Raw genomic sequence first — 26,216 nt, 5'->3', positions numbered from 1 at the left:
ATAGATACGCCACACAGGAGGGCCGCCCCCATGGGTGCTGCAGCAGAGAAGTTCGATGTCGTTGACGTGATCAGGACCAAGCGGGACGGGGGAGTGTTCACCGACGGCCAGATCGACTGGGTGGTGGACGCCTACACCCGCGGCGTGGTGGCCGAGGAACAGATGTCCGCCCTGGCCATGGCCATCTTCCTGCGGGGCATGGACCGTGCGGAGATCGCCCGGTGGACGGCGGCGATGATCGCTTCCGGGGAGAGGATGGACTTCAGCCACCTGTCGCGGGTCACCGCGGACAAACACTCGACCGGCGGGGTGGGCGACAAGATCACCCTGCCGCTCGCGCCGCTCGTGGCGTCCTACGGGGTTGCCGTGCCGCAGCTGTCCGGACGCGGGCTGGGGCACACTGGCGGCACCCTGGACAAGCTCGAGTCCATTCCCGGCTGGCGGGCGGACCTGTCGAATGCGCAGCTCACGGAGATCCTCGGGGATCCCGGCTGCGTGATCTGCGCGGCGGGGTCCGGTCTGGCTCCGGCGGACAAGAAGCTCTACGCGCTGCGGGACATCACCGCCACCGTCGATTGCATCCCCTTGATCGCCAGTTCGATCATGTCGAAGAAGATCGCGGAGGGTACCGCGTCGCTGGTGCTGGACGTGAAGGTCGGCTCCGGGGCGTTCATGACGGATCTCGGGGACGCCCGGGAACTCGCCGAAACGATGGTCGCTCTCGGGCAGGACGCCGGGGTCGCCACGTCCGCGCTGCTCACGGACATGTCGGTGCCGCTGGGTCGGACGATCGGCAATGCGCTGGAGGTCCGCGAGTCGGTGGAGGTACTGGCCGGCGGCGGCCCGCCCGATGTGGTGGAACTGACGTGCGCGCTGACCCGGGAGATGCTCACCGCCTCCGGCGTCAACGACCCCGATGTGGAGACCGCGCTGGCCGACGGCCGGGCGATGGACACGTGGAAGGCGATGATCCGCGCCCAGGGCGGCGACCCGGATGCGGAGCTGCCCGTCGCCGCACACACCCATGACGTGGTCGCGCAGCAGGACGGGTGGTTGACCGGGACGGATGCCCTGGCGTTCGGTGTCGCGTCCTGGCGCCTGGGTGCGGGACGCGCCCGCAGGGAGGATCCGGTGCAGGCGGTGGCCGGCATCGAGATGCACGCGGTGAAGGGGGAGAAGGTCAATGCAGGTCAGAAGCTGTTCACCTTGCACACGGACACCCCTGAACGGTTCGGGCGTGCACTCGAGGTGCTTTCTCCGGGATACTCGGTGGACAAGGATGCACCGGGTGCCGACGACGCGCCGGTGCGCGACTCCGTGATTCTGGACAGGATTGGATAGCAGCATGACGAACCGCGACGACCTCGCGAAGTTGATCGACCACACCCTGCTGAAGCCCGAGGCCACGGCCGCGGACGTCTCGGCTCTGGCCGCGGAGGCGGGGGAGTTGGGCACGTACTCGATCTGTGTGTCCCCCTCGCACCTGCCGGTCGACGTGCCGGACGGGGTGCACGTGGCCACCGTCGTCGGGTTCCCGTCGGGCGCGGTCAAGGCCGAGGTGAAGTCGGCGGAGGCGGCGCGGGCCGTGAGCGACGGTGCCGGTGAGGTCGACATGGTCATCAACATCGCCCTGGCGAAGGAAGGCCGTTTCGATGACCTGACCAGGGAGATCGAGGCCGTCCGGGGGGCCGTGCCCAAGCCCGGTGTGCTGAAGGTGATCATCGAGTCCGCAGCCCTGGGTGATGCGGAGATCGTGTCGGCCTGCGAGTCCGCGGAGAAGGCGGGTGCCGACTTCGTGAAGACGTCCACCGGCTTCCACCCGGCGGGCGGGGCGAGCGTGCATGCCGTCCGGCTGATGCATCAGACCGTCGGTGGGCGTTTGGGGATCAAGGCGTCCGGCGGGATCCGGTCGCTGGAGGCGGCGGAGAGGATGATCGCCGCGGGTGCCACACGCCTGGGCCTGTCGGCGTCGGCGGCGATCCTTGCGGAGGCCGCCGAATCGCCGGGGACCGCGGGGGACTGACCCGGTCACGGTCCGGGCGGTCCGGGGTGCGGGGACATTTTCACACCGGGGCAGGTTCCCACATCGTGGGAAGTGCAGGTCAGTGCCGTGCGGGACGTCCACGGACATCGGCGGCGGTGTGATTCCCCTGTGTCACTCCTGCCCGGCCACGAGGTCGGGCAGGAAGTCGCGCCAGTCATCGGCGTCGTAGTTCGCGTGCGCGGTGACATCGATGCTGTCGCCGAGGGAGGTCGGTGCGCAGACCAGGTCGCCGGCCTGGCAGGCCGACAGGATCCGGTCCTGCCAGAAGTCGGGGAGGACGTCCCTGGTCGTGCCGGTGTCGAACCCCAGCTCCAGGACCTCCTGGGCAATTCCCTCCCGGTCATCGGTCCCGTACCCGGGGACGGTGGTGACGTTGTCGTCCGGCATCTTGTCGCCGTCGCCGATGAGGACGCCGCCCGTGACCTGTTCGGTGGGCCCCAGTTCCATCAGCGCCCGACGCACCGCCATGGCTCCCTGCGAGTAGCCGGCGACCACGATCTGCGCGTCCGGGCACTCCGAGATTGTGCTGGTGATCAGCTCCCCGGCGGCATCCGCACCGAGGGCAGCGGAGTGCAGGAAGTCCTCCCACTCGGACTGGTTGAACCCCTGCGGAACGGACAGGGCCGGGTAGTCGACGGCGCGGAGATTCAGACTCAGGTCGGAGGGGACGTCCGTGGAGAGGTTGTTGTAGGTCTGCTCCACGATCTCTCCGACACCGCTGTACGGGAGCTCCGCATCCTCCCCGTCGGCCTCGCGCTGGCCGGAACCGGCCGCGCCGATGAACTCGACATCGGCGCAGCGCGAGGCATCCGTGTCGGTGTCGTCATCGCCGCCGATGATCAGGGTGACCGCAAGTGCGATCGCCGCAATGAGGACCACCGCACCGACGATGAGCACGATCTTCCACGTTCCGCTGCGCTCCTGGGACATGGCTACATCCTAAAGTGACCGGACCACCATGCAGACTGCACCCCTTGCGCCGGCACCGGCGCGCCCGCGACACTGGTCACAATGACCAGCGCGATCACCGGCACCGGGCCGTCGAAGAGGGCGGGCGCCTGCACGGTGCTGTCCCAGGCCTCCGCGGAGCCCCTGGCCGGCACCGCCTACACCCGTGACCGGTGGCTGCTCATCGAGCACCCCGGTCCCTGGCCGTCGAGGGCCGTGGAGGACGTCCTGGATGCGGACCTGCTGGAGAACATCCGCGCCCGCACCCCCGGGATTCGCGTGACCCTGATCCGGCGCCCCGGGGCACGGACGGTGGAGCGTCCGCACGCATTCACCGTCACCGCGGGCCCGCAGCCCCGTATGCGGCGGATCGTCCTGGATTCCTACGACGACCTGCGGGACCTCGACCTCGCCACGGTGGGGGAGGTGCACACCGGGCCACTGTTCGTGGTCTGCACCCACGGCAAGCGCGAGATCTGCTGCGCGGAGTTCGGACGTCCCGTGGTCCGTGCCGTGGACGCGGCCGGCCTGGACGTCTGGGAGATCACGCACATCGGCGGCGACCGCTTCGCCGCCGCCATGGTCGCCTTCCCGCACGGCTACTTCTTCGGGCGCCTGAACCCGGGGACCGCGGTGGACGCGGCACTCGCCTACACGGACGGCCGCCTTCAGCCCGGCAACCTGCGGGGATTGTCCGGTATCCCCAACAGTGCGCAGGTCGCGGACATTGCGGTGCGGGAGGCGAGGGGGTTGACCGGGGTCGATGACGTGGAGGTCACCGTGGTGGACGAACGGGAGGTGGTCTCCACGGTCACCCTGTCGGTGCGTGGAGTCCCGTGCACGGTCGACCTGGTCCGCGGGGATTACCCGGAGATGGTGGTCAACGGCTGCGCTCCGGACTCGCAGCCGATCGTCCGGAGGGTGTGGACGGTCAGCGGGTGGAGGGACACGGGATCTGAGTAGATGCTCCGAACGATCCGGGGGCCAGAATCGTTCGGAGCATCTACTCAGATCCGACTGTGCGTACCGCCTGCCGGGCGCGCGGGAGCAATGGTAGGTTAACCACACTCACTGCCGATTCCGGAGGCCACCATGACACCCCGCACCACTGCCCGGACAACCATCCGCCCGCTCACGGCACTGCTGTCGGCCGGGGTCCTGCTGTTCGCCGCGTCCTGCGGCTCGGGCGACGACGGCGGCGACAGCGGTGAGGGGGACAGTGGCAGCGATACCCGCACCGTCAGCCACGTCGCCGGGGAGACGGAGGTTCCCGTCGACCCGGAGAACGTGGTCAGCCTGTGGGCGCCGACCCTCTCGGCGATGTTCGCGTTGGACGAACCACCGCAGGCCTACGCGCACAACACCGAGCCACTGGAGGGCATCGAGTACCCCGAGGGCGTCGACATCGGGGAGCTCGACCATGTCGGCGAGTCCACTGAGCCGGACCTGGAGAAGATCGCCAACGCGGACCCCGACCTGATCATCGGCAGTTCCGTCCACGAGGAGCTCTTTGACGACCTCGACCTGATCGCCCCGACCGTCATCCTGGAATGGGACGGGACGCACGCCTGGAAACAGCACCTCACCGACGTCGCCGAAGTCCTGGGCGCCGAGGACGCAGCGACGCAGGTCGAGGACGGCTACAGTGCCCGGGCCGGGGAGGTCGCCGACTCGATCTCCGCTACCGGCACCGAGCCGTCCGACATCGAGACCAGTGTGGTGCGCTTCCACGACGAGGAACTGCGGCTGGAGGTGCAGAACTCCTTCACCGGCATGGTGGTCGCCGATGTCGGTCTGGCCCGCCCCGGGAAACAGGACGTCGAGGAGGAGGGCTCGGGCTACATCCCGGTCAGCCTCGAGAACCTCACCGACGCCGACGGGGACGCGATGTTCGCGTACTCCATCGCGCAGTCGAACCAGGAGGGTACGGATCTGCTGTCCGAGGCGGAGGACTCGCCGCTGTGGGGGAGTTTGGACGCCGTGGGCAACGACGCCGTGTACACCGTCGACTACGACCTGTGGAATGCTGCGGGCTACATTGCCGCCCACGGGGTGCTCGACGACATCGAGGAGAACCTGGGCGATTGAACACCGTATGGTGAGGACTGACTTCCTGGCAGGTCAGAGGCTATTCGCCTAGGATAGTCCGCGTGCAACTGCTCCGACTCCTGGGCGCGTACACGCGCCCATACCCCGGGCTGCTGATCGCGGTCCTCGTCCTGCAGAGCGTCTCCACCCTCGCGACGCTCTACCTCCCCCGTCTCAACGCCGACATCATCGACCGGGGTGTGTCCACCGGTGACATCGGCTACATCTGGTCCACCGGCGGCATCATGATGGGTGTGGCCCTGGTGCAGGTCGTCACGGCCATTGGCGCGGTGTGGTGCGCCGCACGGCTGGCGATGGCCGTCGGACGCGACATCCGCCGCGACGTCTACCGCAGTGTGGACCGCTTCAGTGCCCAGGACATGGGCACCTTCGGCGTACCCACCCTGATCACCCGCGGCACCAATGACGTGCAGCAGGTCCAGGTGGTCTACGTCATGGGGCTGAGCTTCATGGTGACCATGCCGATCATGTGCATCGGCGGCATCATCATGGCCCTGCGCGAGGACGCCGGACTGTCCTGGCTCGTCTGGGTGTCCGTGCTGGTGCTGCTGGTCGTGGTCGGTGTCATGGTCGCGAAGCTGATCCCGCTGTTCGGTGTGATGCAGGAGCGCATCGACGCGATCAACGGGGTGATGCGCGAGCAGATCACCGGCATCCGGGTGATCCGCGCGTTCGTCCGCGAGACATTCGAGACCCGGCGGTTCGAGACCGCGAACAAGGCCGTCGCGTGGGTCGCGGAGCGCGTTGGACGGGTGTTCGTGCTGGTCGGTCCGGTGATTATGGTCATCCTGCATGCAGCGACGGCGGCGGTGCTGTGGTTCGGCGGTCACCGTGTGGAGGACGGCGCGATGGAGGTCGGCTCCCTGACCGCGTTCATGCAGTACCTGCTGCAGATCCTGGTGGCGGTGATGATGGTCTCGTTCATGGTGATGATGCTGCCGCGCGCGATGGTGTGCGCCCGGCGCATCGGCACGGTCATCGGGCACGAGCCGTCGATCATCGAGCCGGAGGCCGATCCCTCGGTGGAACCCGAGTCACCGGATCATGCCACGGGCGAGCTGGAGTTCCGCAATGTCTCGTTCACCTACCCGGGCGCAGATGAGCCGGTGCTGCAGGACATCTCGTTCACCGTGCGTCCCGGTCAGACGACCGCGATCATCGGGGCGACCGGGTCGGGGAAGTCCACGCTGGTCAACCTGATCCCCCGCTTGTTCGCGCCGACGGACGGCGAGGTGTTCATCGACGACACCGCCGTGTCCACGATGCCGCGGAAGGACCTGGCGCGCCGGGTCGGCCTGGTGCCGCAGAAGGCGTACCTGTTCTCCGGGACGGTGGCGTCCAACCTGCGTTTCGGCAACTCCGACGCCAGCGACGCGGAACTGTGGGACGCGCTGCGCGTGGCCCAGGGCGAGGATTTCGTGAGGCACCGGGGTGCCGGGGAGAAGGCCGGTCTGGAGTCGCCGATCGCCCAGGGCGGTACGGATGTCTCCGGTGGCCAGCGCCAACGGTTGTGCATCGCCCGAGCCCTGGTGGCACGTCCCACGGTGTTCGTCTTCGACGACTCCTTCTCCGCGCTGGACGTCCGCACCGATGCGGCATTGCGCCACGCGCTGCGTCCCACCGTGGAGGACGCCGCGGTCGTCACCGTCGCCCAGCGGATCTCCACGGTCCGTGAGGCGGACCAGATCCTGGTGCTCGAGGCGGGACGCATCGTTGCCCGGGGCACCCATGGGGAGCTGCTGGAATCCAGTGGGACCTACCGCGAGATCGTCGAGTCCCAGATGGAGGCGAAGCGATGAGCGATGAAGAGTTCGTCGACCGCGGCGACGAGTCCGCCCCGCGCTCGGCGAAGGCCTTCTGGCCGTCGATGCTGCGGCTGATCGGCCTGATGGCCTCCCGCAAGGTCGGGATGGTCTGGGTCTTCGTCCTGCTGTTCATCTGTGTGGCGCTGTCCGTGTACGCGCCGAAGGTGCTGGGTGATGCCGTCGACGTGATCTACAACGGCGTCGTCGCCCAGTGGAACGGTGATGTCCCCGCCGGGGAGGCCGCCATCGACTTCACCCGGCTGGGCACCCTGATCGGCGCGGTGCTCGGCATGTACCTGATTGCGTCGGTCTTCGACTGGGCGCAGGGGTTCATCCTGAACCGGATCGTGGTCGACGTGGTCCTGAACCTGCGCCGCGATGTAGAGCACAAGGTCCACCACCTTCCCCTGCGCTACTACGACTCGCAGAAGAAGGGCGACATCCTGTCGCGGACCACCAACGACATCGACAATGTGCAGCAGGCCCTGCAGCAGGCGCTGGCCAGTTTCGTGTACTCGATCCTGATGCTGCTGGGTGTCACGGTGATGATGTTCACCGTGTCCTGGCAGCTCGCCCTGCTGGCGTTGGTGGCGTTGCCGATCACCGCGATCCTGGTGGCGATCGTGGGCACGAAGGCGCAGAAGCAGTACGCCGCGCAGTGGGCGAACACCGGCAGGGTCAACGCCCATGTCGAGGAGTCGTTCACCGGGCATGACCTGGTGGTCGCCTACGGCCGGCAGGACGACATGGCCGCCGCCTACGACGAGCACAACGAGGAGCTGTACCGCGCGAGTGCGAAGGCGCAGTTCCTGTCCGGCATGATGATGCCGTTGATGCAGTTCATGAACTACGCCGCCTACGTGGTCATCGCCGTGGTCGGTGCGCTGCGGGTCACGAACGGGCAGATGACGCTGGGTGCGGTGACCGCGTTCATCCAGTACTCGCGTGAGTTCAACCAGCCGCTCGGCGAGCTCGCCGGGATGATGACGATGGTGCAGTCCGGTGTGGCCTCGGCCGAGCGTGTCTTCGAGCTGCTGGACGCGGACGTCGAGGAGCCTGATGCGGTGGACTCCTCTGCCACGCCAGCGTTGGCCGGGCAGAAGCGCGGCCGGGTGGAGTTCCGCGACGTCTCCTTCAGCTACTCGCAGGACGCGCCGCTGATCTCCGGGCTGGACCTGGACGTGCTGCCCGGTCAGACGGTCGCGATCGTGGGGCCGACCGGAGCGGGCAAGACCACGATGGTCAACCTGGTGATGAGGTTCTACGAGGTCACCGGTGGTTCGATCCTGGTCGACGGTGTGGACACCCGTGAGATGACGCGGGCCGACCTGCGTGCCCGGACCGGCATGGTGCTGCAGGATGCGGTGTTGTTCGATGGCCCGATCATGGAGAACATCCGTTACGGGCGCCTGGACGCCACCGATGATGAGGTGATCGAAGCGGCGACGGCGGCGTACGTGGACCGTTTCGTCCACTCGTTGCCGGAGGGCTACGACACGGTCATTGACCAGGACGGCGGTTCGGTGTCCGCTGGTGAGCGGCAGTTGATCACCATTGCGCGTGCGTTCCTGGCGGCCCCGGAGATTCTGATCCTGGACGAGGCGACGTCCTCGGTGGACACCCGTACCGAGGTGCTGGTGCAGAAGGCGATGAATGCGATCCGTGCGCAGCGGACGTCGTTCGTGATCGCGCACCGGCTGTCCACGATCCGTGACGCCGACCGGATCCTGGTGATGGTCGACGGTGCGATTGTGGAGCAGGGTTCGCACGAGGAGCTGCTGGCCGCCGACGGTTCCTACGCCGAGCTGTACCGCAGCCAGTTCGCCGCCGGCGGAGCGGTGTAGGTGCTGTGTAGGCTCTGCGGCGGGGCGGAATTCATCACGGATTTCGGGATCCGTTGCCAGTCGCAACGTGATTCGGTGATGGATCCCTGCGGTATGGCACACCAGTAGGTGTTCAGGGGACTGGTGGTGAGGTCAATTGGCCGGTCGATCGTGCTGTGCTCGTAGAGCATGGACGAATCTGCGGTCTCCGCCGGTGAGGCCGTGTCCAATCTTCTCGTCCAAGGTGACCAGAACACCGTTGTACCGGGCTGCGAGATTCCAGAACGGCCAGCTGACCGATTACGTGTTCAACATCCTGTAGTGCATTTTGGGACCTTCCATGTGGTCGGGTTATGAGGAGATCACCACGGGGTTCCGTGGAGGTCGATGTCGCCGCATGGCCACTCATCCACGCTGCGTCCTGCCGGACAAATGAGGATCGGCGAGTGTGTCTCGTCGATGATCGTGGTTGGCTCGAGGCGGGAGGTATGCCGCTCGCGGGCATGGATTCTGTGCCATCCCGAGGACTCGTAGAAGGGGACCACCTCAGGACTACATCCGAGGTACCCGTACTCGATGTCCGTGATAGCAGTGGCGTCCACCATGGCGTCCAGCGCACGGTTCATGAGTTGATGGCCGAGCCCGGTCCCCCTGGCTTCCGGTGCGACGAGAACTCCGCCCGTTCCGGCCACTGTGACGGCCCGATCACCAACGGCGATGCGGCGCCGTTGGAAACGTGCTTGACCGTGGATCGCTGCGTGCGGTGTGGAATCACCGGACGCGTAGGCGATAATGTGCACATCCGCTGGCGAGTATCCGTAGGGTGCATCCGGGTCCCACGGGCCGAACCGGGCAAGGTACTCACGGTCGAAGAGACCCTGGAGGAGTTCCAGGTCACGCTCGGTGAGTTCGTTATGCGCGCGAACGACCAGTTCCATTCCCGAGAGTTTACCCAGGGTTAGATCACGCAGGTGTCGCCCGGGACGGGGAGCAGAAGGCACAGGGCGATTGACCCGGCGGCAGCACTGCCGCCGATGGCTTCGGCGGGCGGCAGCTGGAAGAAGGCCTCGACGCTGCCAGCGACGTATCCGGCGTATTCGGTGGAGTCGGCGATAGCGTCCCCGACCTGCTGCGGGGTGCCCGGTGGGAGGTCAGCGGAGTCGGCGGCTGCGGTGCCAGTGCCGGCGGACACTGCGAGGCCCGCGGCGAGGGTGAGTGCGGCGATACCAGAGCGCCTGGCACGCGGGCGAGTCCGGCGTGGAATGTGCGTGGGGTGTGGCGATGTGGTGGTCATGGTTCCACCGTAGCGAGCGGAGGGAGTATTGGCCGGTGACAGGACGTCGGTGCAGGCAGTAGGCTGTAGACAAATATCGAGTCACTGGACAGACACAGGAATGAGGAGGCGTGTCATGGTCAACACGATCAGCGTCGGGCAGCTTCGGAAGAACCCGACCCAGATGCTCCGCGAGGTCCGCAACGGCGCGACCTATACCATCACCGACCACGGTGAACCGGTTGCCGAGGTCACCCCACGGCGACACCGGTGGGTAGCGGGTGAGGAGGTCCGTGCATTCTTCAAGGAGCGGCTCGAGGATGAAAACAGGCCCGACGCAGAGGCCTGGATCCGGGAGATTGAAGACCTGCGCGATGCAGAGCCACTCCGGGACCCGTGGGAGCAGTAGCGGTGAGGGCACTACTCGATACCACTGTCCTCATTGAGGGCGTATTTTCGTATCCGGAGTACGACATGTCGGTGTCTTCGTTGTCATATGCGGAGCTTGGACTCGCTATCCGCGCTACTGCGGATGCCGTAGAGCGTGCGCGACGAGCGGAGGAACTCGCGAAGGTCCAGAGGCTGATGGGGCCCGGTCTTCCCTTCGACGACGCTGCGGCCGAAGCGTACGAGACTGTGTGTGGTCTTGTGCTGGCGAACGGTAGAAGAGTGAGGGGGAGAACGGTGGACCTCATGATCGCTGCAACCGCCGCAGTGCACGGGGCAATCGTCCTGACCCGGAACACTGATGACTTCGGCGGGCTCGAGGGATTCGTTACGGTGCGCGAGCCGTAGGTCTGCAGAGACGGGGCCGTGGCCTGCACAGTGACTACGATCGGCAACCATGGCCTATGAACTCAGCGATTCCGTCACCATCGCCGCTCCGCCCACCGAGGTCTTTGCCCTTGGCAGCGACGTCACCAGGACGGGGGAGTGGAGCGCACAGTGCTACCAGGCGGAGTGGGAGGACGGTGCTGCATCGGCACCCGGTGTCGGTTCACGCTTCACCGGCCATAACCGCACCTCCGAACGTGAGTGGACGACGGTCTCCGAGGTTGTGGCCTGGGAACCTGCGGTGGAATTCTCCTGGCGGGTGACCTCCAGCGGAACAGTGTGGGGCTACCGTCTGGAGCCGGTGAACCGTCGGGACAACGCCACCGTCCTCACCGAGTACACGCGCTTCACGGAGCAGGGCGAGCAGTACTTCACCACGAAGTTCGGTGAGGACGCAGCCGCGCAGGAGGCGAACCGTCGGGAGGCCGCCACCAACGGCATCACCGAGACCCTCCAGAACATCAAGGGGATCCTGGAGGACTGACCGAACCGGTCCGGGGAAGTCGGGCGGGTGGAAGTCGTCGGACGGCAGCATCAAGGGTGAAGGAGGTTTTCCATGATCAACGGCCTGAACGCCCTCGTCGAACACATCGAGGACACCCTCGCGGTAGGAGACTCCGGCAACACCGGCACGCCGGACATCGCCGGCGTGGCCCGCTCCGTGGGGGTGACCGAGTACCACGTCCGGCGCATGTTCTCGTCGCTGGCGGGCATGCCCGTCTCCGAGTACATCCGGCGCCGCCGCATGACTGTCGCCGCAGGTGACGTGATCCGCGGCGACGATGTACTGACCGTCGCCGTGCGCTACGGTTACGGTTCGTCCGAGGCATTCGGACGCGCCTTCCGCAGCGTCCACGGCATCGTCCCGACGCAGGCCCGCCGTGATGGAGGCCCCCTTCGTTCACAAGCACACCTCAGGTTTCGCCTGACTGTCGAAGGGAATATCCCCATGGACGCACGAATCATCCACCGCCCGACCATCCGCCTGATCGGTCCGTCCACACGGACGTCGTCGACAACCGAGAATGAGACCGCTCAACTCGAAAAACACGTCGGGGCCGTACCAGCCGACATCTACGACCAACTCCGGACGCTCGGCAATACCGGCGAGGACGGCCCGTCCGGAATCCTCACCATCCTCAACGACCCCGAGCGCGACGATGCCGACAACGTGGAGGTCACGTTCATGAATGGGGTAGCGGTCCTCGGGGAGCAGGATGTCCCAGACGACCTCACGACCCTCGATGTCATCGAGGTTCCGGAGGGTGACTGGGTCGTGTTCCGGGCATCCGGCCCGTTCCCGGATACCCTCGAAGCTACGTGGGCGTCGACGACCACCGACTGGTTTCCGTCGAACCCCTGGCAGATGCGTCCCGGACCGTGTGTACTGACCACGCTCGACCACCGGGAGGACGCAACGGAGGTCACCAACGAGATCTGGTTCCCGGTGGAGCCGCGCTGATTCTGGAACCCCGGTGATTCTTCGCGTACGGTGAGAGCCATGCGGAAGTAGAACCCCTGAAACGTCCTGCGCCCGAGGCCACTGCCCGGCGGGACAACCCCATCTCCATTCAGGGAGTTCCCCCATGTTATCCACCGGATTCTTCACCGTCGACGGTCTGTCCGTCCAGATCACCGGGACGCGCGTCTTCACCGATATCTCCTTCACCGTCTCCGCGGGCCAGCGTGTTGGCCTGATCGGGGAGAACGGGTCGGGGAAGTCCACCCTGCTGCATGCGGTCCATGGCTCACTGCCTGTGGGGGCGACGACCTCGGGAGACATCCAGACCGGCTCCGGAGCGAGCATCGGCCTGCTCCACCAGCAGGCCCCTTTCGCGCCGGACGAGACGATCGCCCAGGCCCTCGAATCCGCGGTCGCGAAGGAACGCCGGGCTGCGCGGGACCTGGAGGCCGCGGCCGATCCCTACGATGCGGACGCCTACGCCACGGCACTCGACCAGGCCGAACGGCTCGACGTCTGGGAGACGGACTCGCGGATCTCCGCCACCCTCGCGGGCCTCGGACTGTCGCACATCCCGACCGGCCGGCTCACCGGTGAACTCTCCGGCGGGCAGAAGTCCAGGCTATCGCTGGCGTGGCTGCTGCTGAGCCGTCCGGACGTCCTGCTGCTGGACGAGCCCACCAACCACCTCGACGATCAGGCGACGTCCTACCTGGTCAGTACCTTGAACGCGTGGAAGGGGCCGGTGTTGTTCGCCAGTCACGACCGGGCATTCCTGGACGAGGCGGCGTCCTCCCTGATCGACCTGGACCCCGCGCCGACGCAGGTCGGCCAGAACGCCGGCGTGACCCGCTACACCGGCAACTACACCGACTACCTCGCGGCGCGAGAGGACGTGCGCGAGCGGTGGGAGCGGCAGTACCGCGACGAGCAGGCGGAGCTGAAACGCCTGCGTGCGGGTGTGCGTGACAATCACCAGGTGGGGCATGTCGGCGCAGCACCACGCACGGAGGGGAAGATGGCGGCGAAATTCTACGCCGACCGCAACGCGAAGGTTGTCTCCCGCCGGGTGAACGACTCGCGGTCCCGGCTGGAGAAGCTCGAGGAATCCCAGGTCCGCAAGCCGCCGCAGGAGTTGACCTTCACCGGGTTGACCGGCGCTGGACGCCGGGGTGCAGAGCCGGCAACCGGACCGGTGATGGTGGCCTCCGGGCTGCGGGTGGACGGCCGCATGCCAGCGACGTCGTTGACCGTCAACGGTGACGGGAAGTGGCTGGTCACCGGGCCGAACGGTTCCGGGAAGTCGACGTTGCTGTCCGTCCTCGCCGGCGCATTGGATGCAGACGGGGGATCCCTGACGACTGCCGGTGTCTCCGTCGGACACCTCACGCAGGACGTCGACCTACCGGATCCGCATCACCGGGGAGCCGACCGTACCGTGGAGCGTACCTACCGTGACCTGGTCGGGGAGACACTCGCCGACGAGGTGCCGTTGTCCACCTTCGGTCTGATCCATCCCCGCGATGAGAACCGTCCCCTCGCGGAGTTGAGCCTGGGGCAGCAACGGCGCGTGGCGTTGGCGGTACTGCTCGCCGACCCGCCGGACGTCCTGCTGCTGGACGAGCCGGACAACCACCTGTCCCTGGCGCTGGTCACGGCCCTGGAACAGGCGATTCCGTCCTACCCGGGCGCGGTCGTCGTCGCCTCGCACGACCGCTGGCTGCGGCAGCGCTGGCATGGTGACCGGCTGGAACTATGATCGGCCGCATGAGCACACTCGAGAACCGGACGAACACCGCACTACTCGTCATCGACGTGCAGAACGCCGTGGTGGACGGTGCCCACCGCCGCGACGAGGTGGTGGGAACGATCACTGACCTGGTGGGTCGGGCACGCAGGGACAATGTCCCGGTCATCTGGATCCAGCATTCTGCGGAGGACCTGCCGGAGGGCTCGGATGACTGGAGGTTCGTGCCTGAACTGGAATCCCTGCGGCCCGCAGCACCGGACGAACCCCTCGTCCCGAAAACCTACGGGGATTCCTTCGAGGGCACCGACCTGGAGGACGTCCTCGCCGGTCTCGGCGTCGGACGGCTGGTCGTGACCGGCGCGGAGACCGATGCGTGCATCCGCTCCACGATCCACGGCGGCTTCGCCCGCGGCTACGACGTCACCCTGGTGTCCGACGCACACACGGCCGGCGACAAGACGGAGTGGGGTGCGCCGCCGGTGGACCAGGTGATCGCCCACACGAACCTCTACTGGCAGTTCCAGGGTGGTCCGGGGAAGACGGCGGAGGTTGTGGCCGGGGCGGACGTGGACTTTCCCCAGGTACCCTGAACACATGACTGACAAGCGAGATGGACCGGGCAGCGACGTCCCCAGCAACTGGTTCACCGGCGGCGCCGAGTACGCCACGTTCCGCCCGTCCTACCCCACGCAGGTGTCGTCCTTCCTCGCCGACATCGCCCCGGGCACGGACCTGGCCATCGACGTCGGTTGTGGTACCGGACAGCTGTCCGTGCAGCTCGCGGACTACTTCGAACGGGTCGCGGGCTTCGATCCGAGCGAGTCGCAGATCAGCGCGGCGTCCCCGCACCCGAACATCGCCTACGAGGTGGCGTCGGCGGAGAACCTCCCGGTGGCGGACGGCACGGCGGACCTCGTGACGGCCGCCCAGGCGGCCCACTGGTTCACCCTTCCCGACTTCTACGCCGAGGCGCGCCGGGTGGGACGCGACGGCGCGGTCATCGCCCTGGTCAGCTACGGGATCCTGCGGATCTTCGACCCGGATGTCCAGGAGCGTTTCGGACGCTTCTACTACGACGAGATCGGTCCGTACTGGGATCCGGAGCGCCGCTACGTCGATGAGGGGTACCGGACGATGCCCTTCCCCTTCGACGAGGTCGAGGCACCGGAGCTGAGCATCGACGCCGACCTGGACCGGGAGGAGTTCCTGGGGTACATCGGGACGTGGTCCGCGGTGCGTAAGGCGGAGCGGGAGGGACGTTCCGACCTGTTCCAGAACTTCTCGGCGGACATCGTGGACATCTGGGGTGACAACGGGCGTCCGCGTCAGGTGTCGTGGCCGGTCGCGGTCCGGGTGGGGCGTCTGTAGCAGCGGGACCGGGGCACGGATCCGGTCCGGGGACGGGGGGAGTGGGTTGACATGTCAACTATCCGCGTTATCGTTGACATGTCAACTAATAACGGACACCCCAACAGGAGGGACCCACCATGGCCCGCACCAACACAGCCTCCGGCGTTGTCAGCGACATCGTCATCCTCGTCGCACGCGTCGCAATCGGCGTGATCCTCTTCGCCCACGGCTGGCAGAAGTTCTTCACCAACGGTATCGACGCCACTGCGCAAGGCTTCGACTCCATGGGTATTCCGGCCGCGACCGCCGCCGCCATCTTCGCTGCGACCGTCGAGCTCGTCGGCGGTGCACTGCTTGTCGTCGGCCTCCTGACGCCGCTGGTCGCCGTCCTGGTCGTCGTCGACATGGCGGGTGCCTACTGGTACGCGCACAGCGAGGCCGGCACGATCTTCGTCGACGCGGGCGGCTACGAGCTGGTCCTCGCCCTCGCTGCGGGCGCGGCGCTCATCGGCGCCCTCGGTGGCGGAAAGCTCGGTCTCGACCGGGTGTTGTTCAAGGGACGCGTGGGGTCCGGGGCTGCAGCGTAGCAGCCTGAACTGCGGGGATGGGCGTTCACCCTGTGGGAAATGTGATCTAATCGCACATATAAAAAAATAGTGGTGGTCATCACAGCGGAGATGGCTTAGGTTGGGTCCTTGACAGCCACTCACCCGAGGGCCCGGACGCACGGGCCTGGATGGAGGAAGCCCGAAAATGACCACAGTCGCCCCCGCAAACAATGCCTACGCCGCCCCCGGTGCTGAAGGTTCGATCGTCTCCTTCAAGCCCCGCTACGAGAACTTCATCGGCGGACAGTGGGTCGCGCCCGCGGACGGCCAGTACTTCGAGAACATCAGCCCCGTCGACGGCAAGGTGTTCACCGAGGTCGCCCGCTCCAAGGCCGAGGACGTCCAGAAGGCGGTCGACGCCGCCCACGCCGCTGCACCGTCCTGGGGCAAGACCAGTGTGCAGGACCGTTCCCGCGTCCTGCTGAAGATCGCCGACCGTCTCGAGGAGAACCTCGAGGCCATTGCCGTCGCCGAGACCTGGGACAACGGTAAGGCGGTCCGTGAGACACTCGCGGCCGACATCCCCCTCGCCATCGATCACTTCCGGTACTACGCCGGAGCCCTCCGTGCCCAGGAGGGCACGCTCTCGCAGATCGACGAGAACACCATCGCCTACCACTTCCACGAGCCCCTCGGCGTGGTCGGCCAGATCATCCCCTGGAACTTCCCGATCCTCATGGCGGCCTGGAAGATCTGCCCCGCCCTCGCGGCAGGCAACGCGATCGTCCTGAAGCCCGCCGAGCAGACCCCGGCGTCGATCCTCCTCGTCGCCGAGCTCATCCAGGATATCCTCCCCGCCGGCCTGCTCAACATCGTCAACGGTCTCGGTGAGGAGGCCGGCGCCGCGCTGACCGCGAACGAGGGCATCGCCAAGATCGCCTTCACCGGTTCCACCGAGGTCGGCAAGATCATCAACAAGTCCGTGGCGGAGAAGCTCATCCCCGTCACCCTGGAGCTCGGCGGCAAGTCGCCCAATGTCTTCTTCAACGACGTCATGGACGCGGATGACCCCTTCCGGGAGAAGACCCTCGAGGGCTTCGCCATGTTCGCCCTGAACCAGGGTGAGGTCTGCACCTGCCCGTCCCGCGCGCTGATCCAGGAGGACATCGCCGACGAGTTCCTCGACCTCGCCGTGGAGCGCGTGCGCTCCATCAAGGCAGGAAACCCCCTTGACCCGGCCACCATGATCGGTGCGCAGGCGTCGCTGGAGCAGATGGACAAGATCACCGGCTACCTCAAGTCCGGCCCCGCCGAGGGCGCCGAGGTGCTCATCGGTGGCGGGGTGCGCTCCGTCGACGGGCTGGAGAACGGCCTGTACGTGGAGCCCACCGTCCTGAAGGGCGACAACTCCATGGCCTGCTTCCAGGAGGAGATCTTCGGCCCCGTCCTCGCCGTGACCACCTTCAAGGACTACGACGACGCCATGGCGATCGCCAACGACACCGACTACGGCCTCGGCGCCGGCGTGTGGTCCCGCAACAACGAGACCGCCTACCGTGCGGGCCGTGACATCCAGTCCGGCCGTGTGTGGGTGAACAACTACCACTCCTACCCGGCGCACGCCGCGTTCGGTGGCTACAAGAAGTCCGGCATCGGTCGCGAGACCCACCTGATGATGCTGAGCCACTACCAGCAGACCAAGAACCTGCTGTGGTCCTACGACCAGAACCCGAACGGCCTGTTCTGATCGGGGCCTGACCGTCCGCCGTTGACCGGGCGTAACCTCGGGGAAGGAACGAACTTCCGACCTACGAGGAGGTAGGACTCATGTCCGACCAGCCCGATCTCACCGGACGCAATGTTGTACTCGTCGCCACCGACGGCTTCGAGGACTCCGAGCTCACCGATCCCCGGGACGCCGTCCTGGGCGCCGGTGCCACGGTCACCGTCGTGACCCCCGGCGCGAGAACCATCACCGGGAAGAACGGCACCGAGATCGCCGCCGACGCATCCACCGCGGATGCGGACGCGGCGGTGTTCGATGCGCTGCTTCTCCCCGGCGGAACGTCGAACGCGGACCGCATCCGCCTCGATCCGGACGCGGTGTCCCTCGTCCGGGATCTGACGACCGCCGGGAAGCCTGTCGGCGCGATCTGCCACGGGGCCTGGATCCTCACCGACGCCGACGTGCTCAAGGGGAGGACGCTGACCTCGTTCCCGAGCCTGCGCACCGACCTGGTCAACGCCGGGGCGTCCTGGGTGGATGAAGAGGTCCACATCGATGGCGGGGACGGCGGAGCCGCTGCGGGGGCGTTGGTGTCCTCACGGACACCGGCCGACCTCCCGGCATTCAACTCCGCCGTTGTCGCGGCGTTCGGCGTTTCCTGACTGGCGCGCCGGCGACGCCGGGGCGTGAGCATCCCGGTTGCAGGTTATAATTCTCCGACCCGGAACCGACAAGCTTGTGGGCCCTACTCCGTCGACTCCGTTGCGCCGGCCCACTGGTTGATGCCGCGGTCCACGGCCCACCGGTCGATCTCCTCCAGCTCGCCGGAGGTGAACGAGAGGTTGTCCAGCGCATCCAGCGAATCGTCCAGCTGCGACACAGAGGACGCACCGATCAGCGCACTGGTGACCTCCGGACGTCGCAGCACCCACGCGACCGCCATCTGCGCCAGCGTCTGCCCCCGGGCGGCAGCGATCCCGTTCAGCTCCCGGATCGCGGTCAGTGTGTCCCCGTCCAGGAAGGACGACGACATCTTGTGCGACCCCAGCCGTGAATCCCCTGGGACCCCGTCCAGGTAGCGGTCCGTCAGCAGCCCCTGCGCCAGCGCGGAGAACGCGATGACACCCATCCCCTCCGACTCGCAGGTGGACAGAAGCCCGTCCTCGGTCCAGCGGTTGAACATGGAGTAGGACGGCTGGTGGATCGTCAGGGGTGTACCCAGGTCCTTCGCGACCGACTGTGCCCGGCGGGTCAGCTCCGGGGAGTAGGAACTGATGCCCACGTACAGTGCCCGGCCTGAACGGACCAGGTGGTCGAGGGCGGACACGGTCTCCTCCACCGGGGTCTCCGGGTCGGGACGGTGGTGGTAGAAGATGTCCACGTAGTCCAGCCCCATCCGCCGCAACGACGCATCGCAGCTGGCCACCAGATACTTCCGTGACCCGCCGAAGCCGTAGGGGCCGTCCTGCATGCGCCAGCCGGCCTTCGAACTGACCAGTATCTCGTCCCGGTACGGCCGGAAGTCGGACGCCATGATCCGGCCGAAGTTCTCCTCGGCGGCACCTGGGACCGGGCCGTAGTTGTTCGCCAGGTCGAAGTGCGTCACACCCCGGTCGAAGGCGCGGCGCAGGATCGCCCGTTGACCGTCCAACGGCCGGTCGGAACCGAAATTGTGCCACAGGCCCAGCGTGACCGCCGGAAGTCGCAGACCGGAGACCCCGGATCGGCGGTACGGCATCGGCGTGTGCCCGTCGCCGCCGGAGTAGCGGTCGTCCGAGGCGCGGTAAACGTCGGGAAAACTCATGGCAACCGAGAGTACGCTGCCGTCCGTGACTCGTGTATCCTGCATAGCACTTCCACCAAACCGCGTGGACGAGAAGCGAACACCAAGGAGTTGAGCGTCCACCATGGACGATGGGCCTAGTCGGAGTATGAGGGGCGGCGTCGTCCGCCCGCACCACGGGGTGCACGTACGGGGGAACACTGAAGTACCGGAACCGGGGGGTGACCGGTGAGCCCGCTGTTGACGTTGCTCCTCGGCATCGTCCTGATCCTCGCTCTCATCGTGGCGAACGCCTATTTCGTCGCCCAGGAGTTCTCCTACATGTCGGTCGACCGGGCCCGCCTCCGGGCGCTGTCCGCCGACGGGGACGCCGCGGCGGGTCGCGCCCTCAAGGTCACCCGCCGCACGAGCTTCATGCTGTCCGGCGCACAGCTCGGAATCACCGTGACCGGCCTGCTCGTCGGTGAGCTCGCCGAGCCGATGGTCGGTGGCTCCATTGCCGAGCTCAGTGGGGCAGCCGGCGCCGCCGGCGCCATCGCCATCGCCACGCTGCTCGTCGCCACTGTCCTGCAGATGGTCTTCGCTGAGCTCTACCCGAAGAACCTCGCGATCGCCGCGCCGGAACCGCTGGCCCGGGGCCTCGCCCGCTCCACGCAGGTCTACCTGTTCCTTTTCGGCTGGCTCATCGCCTTCTTCGACTGGTCCAGCAACGCCCTGCTCCGGCTGGTCGGCGTCACCCCGGTGGAGGACGTGGACTCCACCGCCGACCGCAAGGACCTGGGACGCATCGTCGCCGACTCCCGGGCGTCCGGCGATCTGCCGCAGGAACTGTCGATGCTGATCGACCGGATCCTCGACTTCCCGGAGCGCACTGTGGAGCACGCCATGGTGCCGCGCGCGAAGCTGGGGGAGATGGACCCGCGGACGACGGTGGCCGAGGCACGGGAGCGCATGGCCGTCGGGCACACCCGCTACCCGGTGCTCGGCACCGTCGAGGACCCCGACCCCGACAACCACGAGGAGGAGGAGCGCCTCTTCGGGGTCCTGCACCTCGATGACATCCTCGCCAACGACCTCGACCCCGGGACCGCGGTCGGCACGCTGGTCCGTGAACCCGTGGTGGTGCCGGAGGTCATGGCACTGCCGGACGCCCTGGCGGAGCTCGGGGAGTCATCGAACCGGCTGGCCTGCGTGGTCGACGAGTACGGCGGGGTCTCCGGTGTGCTCACCGCGGAGGACCTCGCCGAGGAGCTCGTCGGTGAACTCACCGACGAGCATGACGCACCGGAGCACCACATCAGCCGCGAACCCGGTTTCACCGGCGACGACGAGTACTGGCGCATCGCCGGCGACGAGCACCTCGACGAGGTGTCCCGGGAGCTGGATGTCCGGCTGCCGGCCGGCGAGTTCGAGACGCTCGCCGGGCTGGTCATCGAGGAGGTCGGTTCGCTGCCCGAGATCGGCCAGGTCATCCGGGTGGAACTGCCCGATGACCCGCGGGAGATCATCGACGACATCCCGCACCGCCGGGTGCTCGTCGCCGAGGTGGCGGAGGTGGGGCACCACGTTCCCACGGAACTGCTCGTACGGTTGGAGGTGATCGAGGATGAATGACCTGACAGCGATCGTGATCACGATCCTCCTGCTGGTGGCCAGCGCGTTCTTCGTGATGATCGAGTTCGCCCTGCTGGGTGCGCGTCGTCACCGGCTGGAGGAGATCGCGTCCACCATCCCCTCGGCGCGCGCCGCACTGCGCGGCGTCAACGAACTGACCGTGATGCTCGCGGTGGCGCAGCTGGGCATCACCGGGTGCACCTTCGCGCTCGGCGCGGTGACGAAACCGGCGGTGTCGGGGTGGCTGACCCCGCTGTTCGAGGCGTGGGGCATCCCGGACAGTGCGGCGTACACGGTGTCCTTCGTCGTTGCGCTGCTGATCGTGACGTTCCTGCATCTGGTGGTCGGCGAGATGGCCCCGAAGTCCTGGGCCATCGCCTTTCCCGAGCGTGCCGCCCGGCTGGTGTCCCTGCCCGCCCGTGGCCTTGCGTGGGTCCTGCGGCCCATCCTGCTCTGGATGAACTACATGGCGAACCGTCTGGTGACGATGACCGGGGTCGAGCCGGTGGACCGTGCCGCGGCCGGCGGCTACGACACCGCCACACTGCGCCAGCTGGTGGAGCATTCGGCGGAGGAGGGTGCGTTGGAGGCGGACTTCCAGGCGCAGATCGCCGGTGCCCTGGACCTGCAGCAGCGGTCCCTCGGCGAGCTGCCGGGCACGGCGGTCCCCCACCTGGAGCTGTCCGCCACCGTCGCGGAGGTGCAGGACGTGGCCCGTGAGACCGGGCAGCTCCGCGTCCTGCTCTCCGGCGGGGACGACCCTGCCCGCGTCCTGCACGTCAGGGACACGCTGATGGAGGACCGGGACGCCACGGTCGTCGGTCTCAGCCGTCCGCTGCTGGTGCTGCCGGGCTCGATGCCGGTCTATGAGGCTTTCCACCGCATGCGTGAGGAGAGCGAGCAGCTCGTCGGCGTCAGCGGCGAGGGTCGGCTCCTTCCGAGGGTGGTCACGCTGCCGGAGATCCTGGACTTCGTGCTGCCCAGGGAGAGGTCGGACGCCGCATACGGGGACCCCGGCACCCGCACCGGGTAGCCCCGCCGGAGGTGATGAGTCAGGGCAGCAGGTGTGCGGGGATCCGCATGTCCGTGATCTCCTCCCGGGTCATGGCCCGGTCCTCGAGAACGGCGGAGCACACGAAACGGGCCCGGTCCTCCGGCAGGGGGATGCGCCGGGCGTGGCTGAGGACCGAGTTCAGCCGGCCGTCGCCGTCCGCGAGATTCTCCGGTCCACCCCAGGCCCGCCAGGCGACGGCGGTGACCAGGGAGATCAGCGTGATCCCGGTGGGGTCGTAGGGCGGGGCCGACTCGGTCTCCGACCGTGCTGTGGTTGTGCCGGAGGTGGCGAATGCGGGGCTGTCCTCCCGGCCCTTGCGGGGGCGGACGTGGAGGTCCTGCTGCCCGATGCCGACGACGGCTCCGTCGGGGTTGTGGATCACCGAGGTGTAGCTGACGTTGTCGTAACCGTCCGTGGCGACACGCTCGCGGATACGCGCAACCATGTCGTCGTCGACGTCCACCAGGAGCGCCGCTCCGTCCTGACCCGGGTTGAGGAACTGGAAGGTGCCGGTACGGGTCCACGCCTCGTAGTCGGACCCCAGCCGCCGCATGACCAGGGTGCCGAACAGGATGTCGGTCATGGCGAACAGGGTGCCGCCGAAGGCGGCGTTGTTCGGGGTGCGGGTCATGGGGCTGAGACGCAGGACCACCTCCCCGTGCGACCAGTCGTCGGCGACCGACCGTATCCGTACCCCCGAGCCCGCCAGCGGGGGCCAGAACCGTGTGACCTGCTGCAGACCACGCGGCGTGGAGAACACGTACCGGGTGATGTAGCTCTCGACGGTGCGGTAGATCCTGGTCGGCAGGGACCGGCGCCGGGGGCGGGCGTCCTTCGTCACGGTTGGTCCTCCTGGGGGAGCAGGCGTTCTGGGATGTGGAGTTCCAGGATCTGTTCCCGGGTGAGGTCACCACGGTCGAGGGCCTCGGCGCACACGTACCGTGCCCGTTCCTCGGGCAGGGGGATGCGCCGGGCGTGGCTGAGTACGGAGTTCAGGAGGCCACCGCGGTCACGGGCGTCCCCACGGCTTCCCCAGGCGCGCCAGGCCACGGCCGTGACCAGGGAGGACAGGGTGATGCCGGTGGGCTCGTGGACGGGGGCGGCATCCTGTTCCGACCGGGGTGAGGACTCCCCGGCCGTGGCGGTGGACGCGGCGGAGAGGTCGGCCTCCCGGCCCTTGCGGTGCCGGACGTGCAGGTCCTGCTGGCCGATGCCGGCGACCGTGCCGTCGGGGTTGCGGATCACCGAGGTGTAGCTGACGTTGTAGTAGCCGTCGGCAGCGATGTAGCGCAGGATGTCGTCCACCATCGCGTCGTCGACGTCGACCATCAGCCGGGCGCCGCTGCGGCCGGGGTTGAGGTACTGGAAGCTGCCGGTGCGGGTCCAGGCCTCGAAGTCACGTCCCAGGCGCTTCATGACCAGGGTGCCGAACAGCACGTCCGTCATGGAGAACAGTGTGCCGCCGAATGCCGCCCCGTGCATGTTGCGGTTCAGCGGTCCGAGGGTCAGCTCGACCTCGCCGTGCGACCAGTCATCGGCGACATCGCGGATCTTCACCCCGGCACCGGCCAGCGGAGGCCAGATCCGCAGCGAGCGCTCCATCGCCCGCGGTCCGGAGAAGACGTGTCTCATCACCCGTCGCTCGAGGTCACGGAGCAGACGCACGGGAAGTGGACGGCGTGGGGAATTCGAACGGGAACTCATGATGTTTATGACATTACATGCCCAGTGACGGGCATCACGGACAACGTCGGATTCCACGGAACCGGCGTATACTCGAGACGTGAAAGGAGCTAACGATATCATGAGCAATTTCACAGTACCGGGGCTGTCGCAGGGCGACGCCAAGCAGGTTGTCGACATTCTGCAGGAGAGGCTGACCGCCTACAACGACCTGCACCTGATCCTGAAGCACGCCCACTGGAACGTCGTCGGGCCGAACTTCATCGGAGTCCACGAGATGCTGGACCCCGAGGTGGAGCGCGTGCGCGCGTCGGCCGACGATGTCGCTGAGCGCATCGCCGCACTCGGCGGGGAGCCGGTCGGCACGCCGGACTCCCACGCGCCGGGCCGTGACCCGCTGCAGTACCCCGTCAACAAGGGGACCACGCTGCAGCACCTCGCCGCGCTCAATGAGGTCTACGACAAGGTCATCGCCGACACCCGCGAGGCGGATTCGGCCCTCGACCAGCTCGATCCCTCCACCGAGGACCTGGTCATCGGCCAGGTCCGCGAGATGGAGCAGTTCCAGTGGTTCATCCGGGCGCACCTGGAGGACGGCAACGGGAACATCACCAACGGGGCATAGTCGGCGCACACCCCGCATTACTGAACCGCTGCCAGCACAAACAGAGTGCTGGCAGCGGTTTTTCAGTGTCGGAGGTGACGACGGCCAGCCGTTTTCTCTACTCTTGCCCCATGATCACTACTGCCCCGTCGTCCCCCGGCGCGTCCGGTTCTGACCTGTCCCGTTCACCGGGCACCACCTCCGGACGCCTCGTCGCAGCGGCCGCCGCCGTCCTCGGCCTGGCGCTGCTGGTGTGGCAGGTGGCGGGCATCGTGGAGCATTTCCGTGAGAACTACCTGCTGGATGTCGGTGTGTTCCGCGACGCCGGACGCGCCATTGTCGAGAACGGGGGGCTCTACGGCGAGGATTTCGACTCCCGCAGTGGCTTCGCCTTCATCTACCCGCCGCTGGCCGCCGCGCTGTTCGTCCCCCTGACGTGGTTCGACGATCAGGTCATGGAGGCGCTGTGGACCGTCGCGTCCCTGCTGGCGGCGTGGGCGGTGCTGGCGATGGCCGCCCACCGGCTGCGCATCCGGTGGGCACCCGTGGTGGCGGTGCCGATGCTGGGTTTCGCCCTGTGCCTGGAGCCGGTGCAGACCCACCTGATGTACGGGCAGATCAATGTCTTCCTGGTCCTGCTGGTCACCGCCGACGTGCTCAGGTTCACCCCACGCTGGCTGCGGGGTGCCGGGGTCGGGCTGGCGGCAGGGATCAAGCTGACCCCGGCGGCGTTCGCGCTGGCGTTCCTGGTGTCGAGGCGCTGGGGTGACCTGGCCCGGTCGGTCGGGTCGTTCTTCCTGACGGTCGCGATCGGCTGGATGATGCGTCCGGACGAGTCGCTGTTCTACTGGACCGACGAGGTGTTCAACGGCGACCGCGGCGGGGCGCCGGACTTCGAGCCCAACCAGGCCATGACCGGCCTGTTGGCCAGGGCGGGGGTGGACAATGACCTGGCGCAGACGATCATGGTCCCGGGACTCCTGGTCATTGCGGCGGCGACGGCGTGGGGCGCCTACCGGCTGATGCGGGCGGGGCGTCCGGTGGCCACACTGCTGCTGCTCGTGCTGGCTGTGGCGGTCTCCGCGCCGATCTCGGTGACACACCACTGGACCGGGATCATCGTGGCGGTCGCGTTGCTGGTGGCGCTGCTGATGGAGCGCAGGCCGGACTGGCCCACGCTGATCGGGGTGACGCAGCTGCTGGCGGCCAACGTGCTGCTCGACAACACCGTCGGGGAGCGCGAGCCGATCTACCGCATGTTCGAGGGGAACTGGCTGCTCAGCAACCTGCAGGGGTTCGCGGGGATCCTGTGCCTGGTCCTGCTGCTGGTGTCCGCGTGGAAGTCCACCCCCAGGGGTGTGTCCGCCTACTGACGCCGTTTCTGCTGCTGTGGTTGGACCACATAGTATGTCCTCATGAACTACTCAGGTCGGGCCCCGTTGCTCGCAGTCGCCGCGCTCACCGCCACCGCCCTGGTCCTCGCGTCCTGCGCAACGGAGGATGGGGGCCAGCAGGACGCTGTCACCACCACCGATCCCGTGGAGGTGTCGCGGGCGACCACGCAGGACGCCCCGTCCCCGACCCCCGCTGCCGACGGGTCCGGTGATCAGGACGCGGAAGGGGACGGCGACCCCGGCGACGCCGCGTCCGACCCGCTACCGACCTCCGGCGACCCGGACGTGCAGGACGCACTGACCGCGCTGGCTGTGCTCGAGGTCAAGGGGCGTGCGCCGAAGACCGGGTACAGCCGCGACGAGTTCGGGCAGCGGTGGAAGGACATCGACCGCAACGGCTGTGACCAGCGCA

At 67.4% G+C, this 26,216-nt stretch carries 26 protein-coding genes and 1 pseudogene; 21 read left to right on the top strand and 6 right to left on the bottom strand.

The genetic code is table 11. From position 1 onward, the window contains the following. Positions 1–30: 30 nt before the first annotated feature. Together ACTIL2_RS06105 and deoC are read left to right on the top strand one after the other, a co-directional pair. Positions 31–1,341 carry a thymidine phosphorylase gene (locus tag ACTIL2_RS06105; RefSeq protein ID WP_442336560.1) on the top strand — a complete coding sequence of 437 codons (1,311 nt, stop codon included), beginning with the start codon at positions 31–33 and terminating at the stop codon, positions 1,339–1,341. Between the two features lie 4 nt (positions 1,342–1,345). Beyond that, positions 1,346–2,023, top strand: a complete 678-nt coding sequence (gene deoC, locus ACTIL2_RS06100) for a deoxyribose-phosphate aldolase (RefSeq protein WP_442336559.1) — start codon at positions 1,346–1,348, stop codon at positions 2,021–2,023. A gap of 132 nt (positions 2,024–2,155) precedes the next feature. Here the strand turns inward: deoC and ACTIL2_RS06095 are convergent, their stop codons facing one another. Then, on the bottom strand, positions 2,156–2,974 hold the full coding sequence (locus tag ACTIL2_RS06095) for a cutinase family protein (RefSeq protein ID WP_442336558.1): 819 nt from the start codon (positions 2,972–2,974) through the stop codon (positions 2,156–2,158). Positions 2,975–3,055: 81 nt separating this feature from the next. Between ACTIL2_RS06095 and ACTIL2_RS06090 the strand changes: the two genes are divergently transcribed. The 4 genes from ACTIL2_RS06090 (at position 3,056) to ACTIL2_RS06075 (ending at position 8,750) form a co-directional block, all read left to right on the top strand. Next, complete coding sequence (locus tag ACTIL2_RS06090; protein ID WP_442336557.1) at positions 3,056–3,955, top strand: sucrase ferredoxin; 900 nt, start codon at positions 3,056–3,058, stop codon at positions 3,953–3,955. A 129-nt stretch (positions 3,956–4,084) separates the two neighbouring features. Further along, the gene (locus ACTIL2_RS06085; protein ID WP_442336556.1) at positions 4,085–5,080 is read left to right on the top strand and encodes an ABC transporter substrate-binding protein; all 996 of its coding nucleotides are present in this window, start codon (positions 4,085–4,087) and stop codon (positions 5,078–5,080) included. Between the two features lie 62 nt (positions 5,081–5,142). Next, positions 5,143–6,900: an ABC transporter ATP-binding protein gene (locus ACTIL2_RS06080; RefSeq protein ID WP_442336555.1), complete on the top strand. Its 1,758-nt coding sequence runs from the start codon at positions 5,143–5,145 to the stop codon at positions 6,898–6,900. Further along, positions 6,897–8,750, top strand: a complete 1,854-nt coding sequence (locus tag ACTIL2_RS06075; protein WP_442336554.1) for an ABC transporter ATP-binding protein — start codon at positions 6,897–6,899, stop codon at positions 8,748–8,750. The genes ACTIL2_RS06080 and ACTIL2_RS06075 overlap by 4 nt, the downstream gene beginning before the upstream one ends. A gap of 341 nt (positions 8,751–9,091) precedes the next feature. Here ACTIL2_RS06075 and ACTIL2_RS06070 read toward each other — a convergent pair whose 3' ends face one another. Together ACTIL2_RS06070 and ACTIL2_RS06065 are read right to left on the bottom strand one after the other, a co-directional pair. Then, positions 9,092–9,667 carry a GNAT family N-acetyltransferase gene (locus ACTIL2_RS06070; protein WP_442336553.1) on the bottom strand — a complete coding sequence of 192 codons (576 nt, stop codon included), beginning with the start codon at positions 9,665–9,667 and terminating at the stop codon, positions 9,092–9,094. Between the two features lie 20 nt (positions 9,668–9,687). Then, positions 9,688–10,023, bottom strand: a complete 336-nt coding sequence (locus ACTIL2_RS06065) for a hypothetical protein (protein ID WP_442336552.1) — start codon at positions 10,021–10,023, stop codon at positions 9,688–9,690. Positions 10,024–10,138: 115 nt separating this feature from the next. Between ACTIL2_RS06065 and ACTIL2_RS06060 the strand changes: the two genes are divergently transcribed. The 10 genes from ACTIL2_RS06060 (at position 10,139) to ACTIL2_RS06015 (ending at position 18,334) form a co-directional block, all read left to right on the top strand. Continuing rightward, positions 10,139–10,411, top strand: coding sequence for a type II toxin-antitoxin system Phd/YefM family antitoxin (locus ACTIL2_RS06060; RefSeq protein ID WP_442336551.1), 273 nt, complete (start codon positions 10,139–10,141; stop codon positions 10,409–10,411). 2 nt (positions 10,412–10,413) lie between these two features. After that, positions 10,414–10,797 carry a PIN domain-containing protein gene (locus ACTIL2_RS06055; RefSeq protein ID WP_442336550.1) on the top strand — a complete coding sequence of 128 codons (384 nt, stop codon included), beginning with the start codon at positions 10,414–10,416 and terminating at the stop codon, positions 10,795–10,797. 49 nt (positions 10,798–10,846) lie between these two features. Continuing rightward, positions 10,847–11,320, top strand: a complete 474-nt coding sequence (locus tag ACTIL2_RS06050; RefSeq protein ID WP_442336549.1) for an SRPBCC family protein — start codon at positions 10,847–10,849, stop codon at positions 11,318–11,320. 72 nt (positions 11,321–11,392) lie between these two features. Further along, the gene (locus tag ACTIL2_RS06045) at positions 11,393–12,298 is read left to right on the top strand and encodes an AraC family transcriptional regulator (protein ID WP_442336548.1); all 906 of its coding nucleotides are present in this window, start codon (positions 11,393–11,395) and stop codon (positions 12,296–12,298) included. Between the two features lie 124 nt (positions 12,299–12,422). Next, positions 12,423–14,057: an ABC-F family ATP-binding cassette domain-containing protein gene (locus ACTIL2_RS06040; RefSeq protein ID WP_442336547.1), complete on the top strand. Its 1,635-nt coding sequence runs from the start codon at positions 12,423–12,425 to the stop codon at positions 14,055–14,057. A gap of 8 nt (positions 14,058–14,065) precedes the next feature. After that, positions 14,066–14,638: an isochorismatase family protein gene (locus ACTIL2_RS06035; RefSeq protein ID WP_442336546.1), complete on the top strand. Its 573-nt coding sequence runs from the start codon at positions 14,066–14,068 to the stop codon at positions 14,636–14,638. A 4-nt stretch (positions 14,639–14,642) separates the two neighbouring features. Beyond that, the gene (locus ACTIL2_RS06030) at positions 14,643–15,416 is read left to right on the top strand and encodes a class I SAM-dependent methyltransferase (RefSeq protein ID WP_442336545.1); all 774 of its coding nucleotides are present in this window, start codon (positions 14,643–14,645) and stop codon (positions 15,414–15,416) included. Positions 15,417–15,535: 119 nt separating this feature from the next. Next, complete coding sequence (locus ACTIL2_RS06025; RefSeq protein ID WP_442336544.1) at positions 15,536–15,985, top strand: DoxX family protein; 450 nt, start codon at positions 15,536–15,538, stop codon at positions 15,983–15,985. 166 nt (positions 15,986–16,151) lie between these two features. Further along, on the top strand, positions 16,152–17,693 hold the full coding sequence (gene exaC / locus ACTIL2_RS06020) for an acetaldehyde dehydrogenase ExaC (RefSeq protein WP_442336543.1): 1,542 nt from the start codon (positions 16,152–16,154) through the stop codon (positions 17,691–17,693). 80 nt (positions 17,694–17,773) lie between these two features. Then, positions 17,774–18,334 carry a DJ-1/PfpI/YhbO family deglycase/protease gene (locus tag ACTIL2_RS06015; RefSeq protein WP_442336542.1) on the top strand — a complete coding sequence of 187 codons (561 nt, stop codon included), beginning with the start codon at positions 17,774–17,776 and terminating at the stop codon, positions 18,332–18,334. A gap of 83 nt (positions 18,335–18,417) precedes the next feature. On the opposite strand, the gene ACTIL2_RS06010 is transcribed toward ACTIL2_RS06015, so the two are convergent. Further along, positions 18,418–19,476: an aldo/keto reductase gene (locus ACTIL2_RS06010; protein WP_442336541.1), complete on the bottom strand. Its 1,059-nt coding sequence runs from the start codon at positions 19,474–19,476 to the stop codon at positions 18,418–18,420. A gap of 216 nt (positions 19,477–19,692) precedes the next feature. Between ACTIL2_RS06010 and ACTIL2_RS06005 the strand changes: the two genes are divergently transcribed. Then, complete coding sequence (locus ACTIL2_RS06005) at positions 19,693–21,069, top strand: hemolysin family protein (RefSeq protein WP_442336582.1); 1,377 nt, start codon at positions 19,693–19,695, stop codon at positions 21,067–21,069. Beyond that, positions 21,062–22,102, top strand: a complete 1,041-nt coding sequence (locus tag ACTIL2_RS06000) for a hemolysin family protein (RefSeq protein ID WP_442336540.1) — start codon at positions 21,062–21,064, stop codon at positions 22,100–22,102. Before ACTIL2_RS06005 ends, ACTIL2_RS06000 begins: the two co-directional genes overlap by 8 nt. A 19-nt stretch (positions 22,103–22,121) precedes the next feature. On the opposite strand, the gene ACTIL2_RS05995 is transcribed toward ACTIL2_RS06000, so the two are convergent. Then, positions 22,122–22,964 carry a PaaI family thioesterase gene (locus ACTIL2_RS05995; RefSeq protein WP_442336539.1) on the bottom strand — a complete coding sequence of 281 codons (843 nt, stop codon included), beginning with the start codon at positions 22,962–22,964 and terminating at the stop codon, positions 22,122–22,124. Further along, positions 22,961–23,827 carry a PaaI family thioesterase gene (locus ACTIL2_RS05990; RefSeq protein ID WP_442336538.1) on the bottom strand — a complete coding sequence of 289 codons (867 nt, stop codon included), beginning with the start codon at positions 23,825–23,827 and terminating at the stop codon, positions 22,961–22,963. Before ACTIL2_RS05990 ends, ACTIL2_RS05995 begins: the two co-directional genes overlap by 4 nt. Positions 23,828–23,927: 100 nt before the next feature. On the opposite strand from ACTIL2_RS05990, the gene ACTIL2_RS05985 reads away from it, so the two are divergent. From ACTIL2_RS05985 to ACTIL2_RS05975, 3 genes and pseudogenes are all read left to right on the top strand, one after another. Next, entirely contained in the window at positions 23,928–24,431 is a 504-nt protein-coding gene (locus ACTIL2_RS05985) for a Dps family protein (RefSeq protein WP_442336537.1), read from the top strand. 110 nt (positions 24,432–24,541) lie between these two features. After that, positions 24,542–25,783, top strand: a complete 1,242-nt coding sequence (locus tag ACTIL2_RS05980; protein ID WP_442336536.1) for a glycosyltransferase family 87 protein — start codon at positions 24,542–24,544, stop codon at positions 25,781–25,783. Between the two features lie 42 nt (positions 25,784–25,825). Beyond that, a pseudogene (locus ACTIL2_RS05975) lies at positions 25,826–26,216 on the top strand (hypothetical protein); the annotation flags it as partial.

The organism is Corynebacterium sp. (assembly GCF_052107835.1).
In the GTDB taxonomy this organism is placed as follows: Bacteria; Actinomycetota; Actinomycetes; order Mycobacteriales; family Mycobacteriaceae; genus Corynebacterium.
This window is presented reverse-complemented; position numbering and strand designations above follow the sequence as displayed.